The 12175-nt window shown below is 40.1% G+C and carries 9 protein-coding genes; 6 read left to right on the top strand and 3 right to left on the bottom strand.

All coding sequences use genetic code 11. The features are described 5' to 3' along the window. Positions 1-3 precede the first annotated feature (3 nt). The 6 genes from MURRU_RS08275 to MURRU_RS08250 all read left to right on the top strand — a co-directional run bounded on the left by MURRU_RS08275 (position 4) and on the right by MURRU_RS08250 (position 7031). A complete protein-coding gene (locus MURRU_RS08275; protein ID WP_014033008.1) occupies positions 4-954 on the top strand; it encodes a PorP/SprF family type IX secretion system membrane protein in 951 nt (316 codons plus the stop codon). Between the two features lie 18 nt (positions 955-972). Beyond that, on the top strand, positions 973-1983 hold the full coding sequence (locus MURRU_RS08270; protein ID WP_014033007.1) for a dienelactone hydrolase family protein: 1011 nt from the start codon (positions 973-975) through the stop codon (positions 1981-1983). A gap of 228 nt (positions 1984-2211) precedes the next feature. Further along, positions 2212-2586, top strand: coding sequence for a hypothetical protein (locus MURRU_RS08265; protein ID WP_014033006.1), 375 nt, complete (start codon positions 2212-2214; stop codon positions 2584-2586). Between the two features lie 209 nt (positions 2587-2795). Beyond that, on the top strand, positions 2796-3470 hold the full coding sequence (locus tag MURRU_RS08260) for a hypothetical protein (RefSeq protein ID WP_014033005.1): 675 nt from the start codon (positions 2796-2798) through the stop codon (positions 3468-3470). Between the two features lie 1097 nt (positions 3471-4567). Further along, positions 4568-6268, top strand: a complete 1701-nt coding sequence (locus tag MURRU_RS08255; protein ID WP_187289881.1) for a sensor histidine kinase — start codon at positions 4568-4570, stop codon at positions 6266-6268. A gap of 10 nt (positions 6269-6278) precedes the next feature. Next, entirely contained in the window at positions 6279-7031 is a 753-nt protein-coding gene (locus tag MURRU_RS08250; RefSeq protein WP_014033003.1) for a LytR/AlgR family response regulator transcription factor, read from the top strand. A 121-nt stretch (positions 7032-7152) separates the two neighbouring features. Here the strand turns inward: MURRU_RS08250 and MURRU_RS08245 are convergent, their stop codons facing one another. From MURRU_RS08245 to MURRU_RS08235, 3 genes are all read right to left on the bottom strand, one after another. Further along, a complete protein-coding gene (locus tag MURRU_RS08245; protein ID WP_014033002.1) occupies positions 7153-7734 on the bottom strand; it encodes a precorrin-2 dehydrogenase/sirohydrochlorin ferrochelatase family protein in 582 nt (193 codons plus the stop codon). A gap of 103 nt (positions 7735-7837) precedes the next feature. Continuing rightward, positions 7838-8779, bottom strand: coding sequence for a PorP/SprF family type IX secretion system membrane protein (locus MURRU_RS08240; RefSeq protein ID WP_014033001.1), 942 nt, complete (start codon positions 8777-8779; stop codon positions 7838-7840). Between the two features lie 2 nt (positions 8780-8781). Further along, complete coding sequence (locus MURRU_RS08235; protein WP_014033000.1) at positions 8782-12123, bottom strand: T9SS type B sorting domain-containing protein; 3342 nt, start codon at positions 12121-12123, stop codon at positions 8782-8784. Positions 12124-12175 lie beyond the last annotated feature (52 nt).

The raw sequence follows: 12175 nt of genomic DNA, 5'->3' as shown, positions 1-12175 counted from the left end.
TCAATGAAAAGAATTGTAGTTTTTTTAATATTAATGAATGTATTCCTCGTCAAGGGGCAAGAACTTACTGTGCCCCAATTGTCGCAATACTTATCTGACAATCCTTTTTTGATGTCGCCTTCCTTTGCGGGAATCGGCAACTTTGTAAAGGTGAGGATGAACGGTCTAACACAATGGGTGGGTGTCAAGGATGCTCCTGACACCCAATCATTGTCCGCCGATGTGAGACTGGGGAACCGATCGGGAATCGGGATGGTGCTCTATAACGATTCCAACGGGGAAACCAAACAGCGTGGCGGTAAGGTTTCCTTTGCGCACCACCTGACCATTGATAAATATGAGGACCATTATTTCTCCTTTGCACTCTCCTTTAATCTCAATCAAATTAGGTTTGATATCGAAAACTTTGACCCAGATTCAAAAAAAGACCCTGCGATTGTAAACGATCGATCTTCAAGCAATCCAAACTTTGATGTGGGGACCTTGTACAGGCGTGGTGGATTTTATCTTAGCCTCAATGTCTCCAACATTCTGGATAAGGATTTTGAAAAGTTCAATCCTGTTTTTGAACCCGATAAGTTGCGGAACTATAATGTGTATTCCGGATATAAGTTCAGAAAGAATAGAAGGACCGATTTCGAAATTGAGCCTTCTGTCTTCTTCCAATATTTTGAAAATGATGGGAGATCGATTACGGACATAAATACAAAATTCAAATGGTTTGATTTTTTAGACTATTACTATGCTGGAATAACCTACCGATTTTTAAATGATCAATTAGGATCCCCGCTTTATATAGCTCCGATCATTGGGCTTAAAAAGGGGGACTTTTATTTTGGGTACTCCTATCAGGCCGTAATGACCGAAATATTGGGATACTCATCCGGAACCCATGTAATAACCTTGGGCATAGACCTCTTCCAAGGAATTTCCAATTGCACTTGCACCTATTAATTTAAAACAAATATGACTATGAAAAATTTTCTTAAATCGTTCCAAAAACTCAACCTACTTGCTCTCTTGGCCCTTTTAGGCGTCGCATCATCCTGTAGTGATGATGATGGTTTTCCATCGGACACTATTAATGGAAAAGCTGTAATTTCATCCACAACTACGGACACCATTGTTCAGTTAAAAGTGAATAATGGCATAGTTCCCGTTTATTTATCCATCCCTAAAAATTGCAATAAAAAAAACTACCCTGCAATTGTAGTGATGCATGGTTCGGATGGTATGTGGACAAACCACGACTCCAGCAAAGGAATCATGTCCGGCCAATTCAACGAATGGCGCAAATTGTTTGATGAAAACTGTATTGTCGGCGCATTTGTGGATAGCTACTCGGGCAGGGGAGTAACTACAAGAACCGGCAAATGGACCACTGCTCCCGATAACTTTAAAATAAGTTCCCAATTTATAAGGCCCAGGGATGCAAATGCAGCATTGGCCATGCTCAAAAATTTAACATTCACCGATGGAAGCCCCGTAGTAAGACCCAAAGATATAGGCCTATTGGGATTTTCCGATGGTGCCAGCGCCGTAGCGGCAACTTTGTATAATACTGACACTACGCCAAAAGGGTGGGTATGGACCCAAAGTTTTGATGGAAAAAAATACGATACCTCTTCGGGAGTAATGCCTCCTGAACCAAAGCCGAGTACTGGTTTTGCTGGCGGTGTGTTCTATTATGGAGGTTCCGGCGGATATAATTATTGGGGAGCCAGTCCATGTGGCGACAATGCCCTGGATGGAAATATATTCCAACCCTACGCACCTATGCTCTACCAAGTTCCTTCCGAAGGTTATCTTTCGGAGAACACACTTTGTTTATTTGATATCTTAAAAGAAAAAGGATTACCTGTGGAACTCAATCTTTATGAAGGAGTTGGTCATGGATTTGATTTTGATGATAATAATCAAAGTTCGATAGCCCGAGTGAAGACGCTCAACTGGTTTAATGAGTTATTACATATAGATGAATAAATTATTAAATAAAGAGCAGTTCTTCTTAAAAGTTACCCAACTGCCAGCAACCTCCTGCTTTTATATGCTCCCATAAAATCAGATAGTACAATACTATAAATCGGAACCTTGGTGAAACAAGGTTCCAATACCTCAAAACAGGGAGCACAACCATCAACCTCAATATTAAAATTTGAACCAAAAGCCCAGCAGCGGGCCCAAATCAGAACACCTAAAACTTAATTTACAATGAGAGGAAATTTTCTAGAAAAATGGATTTTAGACCTTGTAAAATCTGAATATGAATTTGGAAAAATCCCTAAACATGCGACCTATAAACTTAGGGAACGAATGGATGACTTTATTGAGGTTACCATAGAGTGGATGGACTCTGAAAACAACAGCCACAAAACAGTGTACCATGCCAGAGCTTATGGAAAAATGAAGATTGATGAAAGTTTTGAAGTTAACAGGGATCCCGTTTTTGAACTTGAGAATTATTATACCTTAGAAATTCACACTTATGTAAACCATATAAAGAGAAATTACAGTACCAGAAAAATTGCCAACTACGATGTTATGGGGGTGGTTGGGCAGCTGGACGATGACAAGGGAAACTCTTAAAAGGAAAAATAGTCCAAATTAGAACCTAAGAGCAAATATTCTTTGATTGTACCTATGCGTTTCATCCATTAAAATAGACATTTAATCGATGGTTTTGTATTCGTCAATTGAGAAGCACCATCCGTATATTATAGGGATGAACCTCCCATTTTTATTTGTTTCTTGGTGCAAGATTAAAGTTCCCAAATTTTTAATCAAAAAAATGAATTATGCATTTATTGACCATTATTTGGACATTGATTTGTGCAGCCGTAATTATTGGATATCCACTTTATCTTTTGAACAAATCCGCTTCTTTAACAAAAGTCCGGAGGAAAGATAATTATAAACCTATGGCGCCGAATACCGTAGAGTTATTATCGTTTGATATTAGGGAACAATTGCCCAGTTGGTCCTTAAGTCTGGAGGTTCCCGAAATCACTGAAGAAGTACTTCACAAAAACCCAATCCTTTTTTATCTGGAATCGGAGGACACCTACTTTAAGCTACCCATGAACAATGCGGCCATGGGCTATAAAGCGAATGTTTACAAGAATGTTGGCAAAGTGTATGTCACCTTTAAATCATTAAAAGATGGTGTGTCCCATTTTCATGTCCCCACCAATCATTTAAAAAACCTTAAGGTCTTGATCATAAAATTCAGTGATGAAAGAATCTATGGTAATTGGGGAGCCTCGCCAAGCAATTGCACCATCCACAAAAGTTTGGCCAAAGCAGGAATAAAAATAAATGATTTTGAAGACGTCCTGGGGCACTTCAGCAATATAGCTTCCATAGATTTTAAAGGACACTATGTTGCAAAAACGCCCCAACGAAAAAAGGTACGTGCCGTATCCAGACCCATGGAACAAATTAATAAGGAGAGGCTATTTGCAACTACATAAAAACAATTACAAAATACTTAATGCTTTCTTTAGTGTTCTCATGTAAACGTAAGATGGGATTTTCCTTAAAATAGAAATCCCATTTTACACTTTTATCCCATTTCTAAACATACAGATAAACCCATAATGGCCATCCATAAACTCAAAACGTGCATTCATCAAATTGCACCACTTTTTTTAATGAAACCGAAGTAGATTTAGCCCATGATAAACAAAGAATGTTGGGCTGTACAGAAACTTTAATGTTCTTGTCTTTAGTTCTGGCGATAAAGACAGTACAGCCCACAACTCAAAAAATAAATATTAAGCAATACTAAATCACTAATCAAAAACTCACCATTAGTATTTTCTTCAGCTGAGAGCAAGTATGGGGTTATGCTGCGCAACAGTTCATCAAGAAAAGAAAATGGTGAGTTATTTTTGTTAAAGGTCCATGCAGATATGCCTTGATCTATTCAACTTAAAACGACCAACTATCTGTTTTTAAGACCATATTTATTCTTCCCCCAAAAAAATTGTTTAACTTAAGAGGTTAAAAAGTTTTGATCTAAAACCAAAAAGATTGAGGAAACCATTATCTTGAAGAAAGTCTACAAATAGATAATGGGTTCGTTGACATTAGTAAATAAAAAATTGTATGCTAAGGTAGACTAATGTTTTACTTGTGAGTATATAAAATTGTAATACCCTTATTTTATGAGCCTAACCTTAACACCATCACTTTCTTCACCAATAAACCTTGGCATATCAAGCCATATTATCCACTTTATCCAAACATATAAAAATAAATTAATTCTTACAATAATTGAAAGAAAAAATTGTTCTGAAAAACTGACCAAAAAAGGTTAATTACTAAATTCCTTCCTTTCTGAATGATTCCAATGACAAACTATATTGTTCCAAAACAAAAGCAATACAATTTCCTTATTAGTCTTATTGTTTGTCATTCACTACAATCAACTTCCACTATTTTCTTTAAAAAAGTACAGCCTTGTTCAAGGGCCATTTGTCTTTTCTTATCTCTTTTATCTGCGGCCTTATCAGCTCAAACAACCGAGTTGGAGCGAGCCACCAAAAAACTCCCTGTTTCATATCTTATGGTTAAAGATTCAGGTTCAAAGCTTGTAGAGGTTTTAAACAATCATTCCTTTAAACCTGTTCAAAATGTTTCGCTGGAAGTTGGCCCTACCTATTGGTTTGAAGTTGATTTTAAGAATGAACTGGATACGCTTCACACCCAAAAATCATGGCGCTTAAGGACAACCCCTTTTAACGAAGCGACCTTGTATTATCTTAGTGGAGACTCCATTACCCAAAAAAACTTTGGACAGTTTAATCAAAAAGGGGGAGGCGGTTCCTTGATTTACCCCAACGGCGTTTTGTTCCAACAAAAAAATTTAATTTCGGGCAGGTATTTGTACATTAAATGTCGCATGTACTCCCCACCTTCAAATCCGGCCCATTTCGAATATCTTTCCAATACCTCGAACCGGTTTTACACCGATTACTATACTGGGCAAGATATAAATAAGTTAACCCCCTCCCTACTCTATTTAGGGGCCTGTTCCATTCTATTCTTGACCTTTCTTGTCGTGTACCTTAACATCAAAAAAGTTGAGTTTCTATTCTATTCGTTATATGTGCTTTTTTCGGCTATTTATCTTGCAGGAATGGACACACCTACTTTTAATACCCTTTTTGAAAGTAAGGCAGGCTTTTGGATTGTGATGATTTCACAAGTATTTATCAATTTATTTTATCTGCTCTTTGCAAAATACTACTTGGCTACAGCACAACATTATCCCCAACTTAACAGTATAATCAACATAGCTGTAGTATTTTTAACCTTAGTGACAGTAGTACATTTTTTGACTTATTTTTTGAGTTTACACCAAATACAGGGCAACATTCTAAACGTTCAAAGATTGTTTATGACCCTTTTTGGGCTTTTCTCAATGCTCTACCTTTTGTACAAGGCCAAGGACAAGCTAGCCATATTCATTGTTGTGGGTTCATTTATATTTATGTTGGGAGCACTGGCCTATTGGTTTATCCCTAACAAGTATTATATGATGGGCGGTTCCATTTTGGAAATCATTATCTTCTCCCTAGGGCTTGCCTACAAAATTAAACTGGAATATGATGGCAAATTGGAGCTTCAAAAAGAAGTATCCCTAAAAGAGATCAGTGTCAAACGCGCACAAATGAATCCACACTTCTTCTTTAATTCACTAAGCTCCATCCAACACCTAATATTGATCAACAATAAAACCGCCGCTTTAAATTACCTCACCAAGTTTGGTAAATTGGCACGCAACGTGTTGGAGAGTTCGTACCAGACCACGGTAACCCTTGCCGATGAAATAGAACTGCTACATTCCTATTTGGAGCTCGAATCATTACGGTTTGACAATGCATTTTCCTATACCATTACAGTAGATGACCCCATTGATTTGGATAGTGTTGAAATTCCTCTAATGTTGGTTCAACCATTTGTCGAAAATGCGATAATCCATGGATTGGTGGGTAAAAAAGATGGAGAAAAAACCCTTGAACTGCGCTTTTTGCAAGAAGGAGAATACTACGTTATAGAAATCGAGGACAATGGTATTGGGAGACAGTATTTCAAATCTGAGGAGGACAGGAAAAAATCACGGGGAATGGAAATCACCAAAAAAAGACTGAAAATGCTCGACAAATCCGATCAACACAAAAACACCATAGAAATAATAGACAAGTTCGATTCCAATAGTCAACCAAGCGGAACCAAAGTAACAATACGATTATATAACCCCTAAAAACAACCCAATGATTCTAAAAGCAGTAATAATCGAAGATGAAAAACACAGCAGGGAAACCCTAAAATCCATGTTGGAGGAATTCTGTAAAGATGTTGAAGTAATTGCAATGGCAGGCACCGTTGATGAAGCGGTAAAAGTACTGTCCATCTATAGCCCGGATATCGTTTTTTTGGATATAGAACTACAATCCGGTGTGGGATTTGATGTGTTGAATCAAATCAAAGATCCCAACTTTGAGGTTATCTTTACCACAGCCTTTGAAAAATATGCCATTAAAGCCATAAAATTTAGTTCGTTGGATTATTTGTTAAAACCCATTGATCTGGATGAGTTGCAACAAGCTGTAGAAAAAGCCAGAACCAGAATGGATACCAACGTATACCGGGAGCAATTGGATACTTTAATGCAAAGCATTTCCAGAGGAAAGATAAGACCCGAGAAAATTTGCTTGGCCACAACATCGGGCATGGAATTTATCGCCATTGACGATATTATTGCATGCAAGGCCGATGGTTCCTACACTTCTTTTATGCTTGAGGACAACAATACCCTTTTAGTGAGCAAACACCTAAAAGAATATGAAAACTTACTTTCGGAACACCAATTTATGAGGGTCCACAACAGCTACCTCATCAACTTAAAAAAGGTAAAAAAATATGTTAAATCCGAAGGTGGCCACTTAGTTATGGACAATGATTTGGAAGTGAACATTTCGCCAAGAAAAAAAGATGATTTGATCGAAGCCATGAAACGGTTGTGAAAATCGTTCCAAAAATTGAAGCTGTAAACTACCCCGGGGCAAGCCCACGAGACATTGGCAGGAAAACATATTTTGATTTCGAGGCAAGCCTCAGAGCATTTAAGTCTCGATTATCGAGTGATCAATCCTTTTTGTTCACCAACCCTTTCGTGAACTCGTTCAAGGCATCTACCTTTTGCTCAAAATCTCCTTTCAAGGTTTTGCGGTATTCGTTAAGGTTGTTCACCAGGTCGTCTATATTTTCAGGAAGAACATCCTCAAAAAATTGACGCAGCCGTTTGGCCGTGGTCGGGGATTTTCCGTTTGTGGAAATGGCGACCTTAACATTGCCCTTGGTCACAATGCCACCCATATAAAAATCGCAAAATGGTGGGTTGTCCGCTACATTTACCAATATGCTCCTACTCCTACAGTCCTGGTACACCTGTTCGTTCACCTCTGGCTTGTCCGTACAGGCAACAACTATATGTTTTCCTTCCAAAAAATTTTCCGAATAGGCTTCCCTTGTAATTTCCACATTGTGCTTTTCGGCCAGTTCCAATGTAGCTGGCAAAAATTCTGGAGCTACCATCTGAACTTGGGCATTGGGGCTGGATTTCAATAAAAAAGTCAGCTTTTCCAATCCAACATTGCCTCCGCCCACAATTAGTACGTTCAAGTTTGAAACTTTCAAAAAAACGGGGTACAACTCATTCCTCTCCATTGTAAATCAATTTTAGCGGCTTACTTTCCTATTGCAATGCTAAAGATAACGACTATTTTTTGCTGATGAATACTTCTTAAAGTGAAGATATGTTACCTACTATTTAAAATGTTGGCGTTTCTTTCTGCTTTTTGGAGGATTTGAACTCGTACCGCACAAACAGCTCGTGCGACCCTCCCGTGTAGCTTGCCAAATTGGAAGTGGTAAGGTCATAGGCATAACCTGCACTAAAGTTTGGATTGATCTGCATACCCAACAAGGTAGAGAAAGAATCGTCCCACCGATAGGCCAAACCAAAGGTAAAGGTCTCCTTGAGCAGCGCATTTACCGACACATCGGCTATTATAGGTGCTCCTGGCACCCATTTTACAAAGAAAGCGGGTTTCAGTTTTACATCAGGAGTCAAATCAAACACTTTTCCACCAATAAAATAATAATGTAAACGTTCTGCGGCGATTTCCTGTTCTTCCCCATCGTAATGCTTTTGTGAAAAAAAATTGGGTATGGCAAAACCCAAGTATCCTTTTCCGGAATCGTAATAAATCCCTGCCCCTATGGTTGGGAAAAATTTGCTTTTTATATTGTTTTGAAAGGCAACATCGGCTTCTTCCATGAGTCCTTTGGAAAAATCCACATCAAAAATACGCCCGCCCACTTTCATGCCAAAGGAGAGTTTTCTGTCGGCACTGTCCAGTTGAATGGTATAAGAAACATTGCCGTCTAAAGAAATTTCGGAAGAAGGTCCCAAAGCATCACGGGCAATTATTCCCCCTATCCCAAGTTTGTTTTCCAGAGGAGAATCCACCGCGAGTACTTGAGTATTTGGCGCACCATTTACCCCAACCCATTGGGAACGGTGCATCAGCAAAGCAGTTATATGCCCATTAGCGCCCGCATAGGCCGGGTTCACACTCATGGTGTTGTACATGTACTGGGTAAATTGAGGGTCCTGTTGCGCATAAATGGAAAATGAACACATCACGACCAGCAATACACAAACTTGCTTAAATCCTTTGGCTATATATTTTTTTGAAACAATTCCCATATTTATCTATTTATATACAACCAATCTGTTCGTGGTTCGGACCCATCGCCCAAATCCAGCACATAATAATAGGTTCCTACTGGCAATTGGTCTTCTTTTTGAACAATGGCCCGTCCGTTGGGCGTACCGTCCCAATCATTGCTGTACGAACGTTTCTCAAAAACAATGTTGCCCCATCTGTTATACACCTGAAGCGTATTATTCGGATAACGGGAAATACAATCAATCTTAAAATAGTCGTTAACGCCATCTCCATTGGGTGAAAACTCGTTGTACACTACCAAACAGCTGGGTTCCACAAAAGCTTCGGCAAAGTTGTTTGTTTCATCGGTATCCCATTGGTCCATATAGGCCAAACTTGCCACATTTAGGTATTCTTCAATATCCAAGACCTTTACCGTAAGCAACAATGTTGCGGTTTCGGCAACAGGCAACGATTCAATTTCCCAAAAAGATGATGCTGTATCGTATGCGCCCACTGTTACTTCCGAACTTACATAACTATAGCCCAAAGGCAGTTGCTCCTCAATTCCAAGATGGGTAGCATTATCCATACCTTGATTGGTTACAGTTATTTCAAAAACAACCTCATCGCCAATGTTGGGCATGGCATTGTCCACTTTTTTTGTGATTGCGATGTCTGTAGTTTGAGGCACTATAACAGCAGTGGCTTCGTCATCATCTGCAATACCATCTGCAAAATCATCTTCATCCAGCCCCATTGAAGGGTCACTGTCCGGGTCAGCATACAAACTTTCCGAAACGAAAGCTGTATTCAAATATTCGTCTTCGGTTCCTGTTGGTGCATTGACCAAGACCAAAATTTCCAGACTTTCTGTGTCCTGATTCAGAATAGTCCTGTTTACGCTCCAAATCCCTGAGTCAGCATTGTAAATCCCAGCCGTTGACGTATGGGATTCGTAGGTGTAACCAGACGGCAACACATCGGTCACCTCAACATTTCTGGCATCTGATGGGCCATGGTTGGTGACACTCACCACAAACCGAACCACATCCCCCACATTGGGATTGGCATTATCTACAGTTTTATTGAGGGATAAATCACTCGACCCACCTGGAACTGGTATTACGGTTTCTTGGTCATCCTCAGAACCCAAATTATTGTTTGGGGTCGAATCTGGGTCATAAGTATCCAAAGCGGTAAGTTCCGCAGTATTCTGGTAACTTCCACTGGAAAGCACTCTTGCCCGTATTTCCAAAGTTTGGATCGAACCGTTGGAAACGGCCGGTAAATCCCACGAACCTGCAATTTCATCATAGATTCCCGATGTTACGGTTGCGGACACAAATGCGTACCCACTTTCAAGTTTATCCTCAATGATCAATCCTGAGGCATCGTTGGGACCATTATTGCTTATCTGAATGGTAAAAACAATTTCATCGCCCACTTCGGGGTTCATATCGTTCACCGTTTTGGAAACCGAAATATCGGTAATATACCTTGGTGTTACAGCTTGCTCATCTTGATCATCTTCTGCCAGTATATGATTGTTTGGTGTTGAATCCGCATCAAAAAAGAGTGCATCCACCACTTCTGCAGTAGTGGTATAATCTCCGGAAGGATTCACCTCGGCTACAATGTTCATTTCCATTTGGGATTCAAAAGCAACAGTACCGACATTCCAAACTCCGTTGGATGAATTAAAAAGTCCTCCTGAATCATCAGAGATATAGGTAAAACCATCGGGCAGCACATTTTTAACTTCAACACCCAAGGCATCGCTCGGCCCCTCGTTTATCAGGGTAATGGTGAACGTTACCTGTGCTCCAACATCGGGGAAATCATTGTCCACACTTACGTTCAAGGCCAAATCGGCAGACGGAATGGGTGTGGTTCCAGCATTATCTTGGTCGTTTTCAAAAACATTATTGTTGTTCGGAATGGAATTCGGATCGTATTGATCGGAAGCAAATACTTCGGCAACATTAAAATGGTCTCCTGAGTTATTTACCGTGGCCACAATGGTCAAGGTATCTGTTCTTCCTTCTGCCAAATCGCCGTTGAGCACCCACATTCCAGAGGTTGCATTGTAGATTCCTGCCGTGGTAGTATGGGAAACATAGGTATATCCATCTGGCAATAGATCCATTACCTCAACACCAGAGGCATCACTAGGCCCCAGATTGGTAATGTTCACCGTAAAAATAACTTCTTGGCCCACATAAGGGCTCAACACGTTCACGGATTTACGCAAAAGAAGATCTGCAACAGGGATTGGAATAGGTTCAATGGACTGTTGATCATCTTCAGATTCGTTGTTATTGTTAGGGGTTGAATCCACATCTTTTTCAGCAACATTGGTCAACTCGGCTGTGTTGGTATAATCTCCCGTTGATAGAACCTGTAAGGTTACTTCCAAGGTTTCTACATTTCCATTGGCCAAATTGCCAACGACCCAAGAGCCATTGGTTGAATTATAAGTCCCTAGAGATGGAGCGGCATTCACCAATTGATAACCCGAGGCCAAAACATCGGTGACCACCACGTTGGTGGCATCGCTTGGTCCATCGTTTTGAACAGTTATGGTAAAAACTATCTCCTCTCCCACTTCAGGGACAAACTCATCTACAGTTTTGGTCACGGAAATATCCACCAAGGGTTCCGGTGTTACAGAGACCTCGTCCTGATCATCCTCGCCAGGTGCATCATTATTTGGCGTTGAATCAATGTCCGTTTGGTCATGCCCCGTTATTTGGGCTGTGTTGTCGTAGTCTCCAGAGGCATTTACCTTGGCAAGTATATTTAGGCTTGTGGAGCCTCCACTTGCCAAAGACCCTACATTCCATATCCCAGTGGCCTCATTGTACGCACCATCGCCATTATCCGTCACATAGGTGTACCCTGAAGGCAAAAGATCTGTAACTTCCACACTGGTGGCATCACTTGGACCATCATTGAAAACAGTTAGGGTAAACCTGACATTGTCGCTCACCAAAGGGGGTGATTTATCAATTGTTTTTGTCAATGATAAATCAATTCCTTCAATCGTAATCCCGACCGTATCCGAAGCTGTATCGCAAGTAGCACCGGAAACGGTCCACTCAAAAATGTAAGTTCCGTATGTGGCATTGGTTACTTCTGTATTGGGATCGGTTGCATCATCAAAATCCACCAATGTAGGGCCGGATAGTTGTTTCCAAGTTCCCGTACCTACTGGCGGAGTATCTGCGCTTAAAAAAACCGAGGTAGTCTGATCAAAAGTTTGGTTAGGACCCGCATTGACCGCACAGGATTGTGAATACGCTTTTTGAAATGAAACGAACACAAGAAAAACTACCAATAAAAAACACCTAGAAAGTAGGGAGGATTGGGGTTTGTTCATAGTTTAGTTGATGAGGTTGTTCTTACGTAGTAAGACGTACCCAAACTTATCA

Source organism: Allomuricauda ruestringensis DSM 13258 (assembly GCF_000224085.1).
GTDB lineage: Bacteria > Bacteroidota > Bacteroidia > Flavobacteriales > Flavobacteriaceae > Flagellimonas > Flagellimonas ruestringensis.
This window is presented reverse-complemented; position numbering and strand designations above follow the sequence as displayed.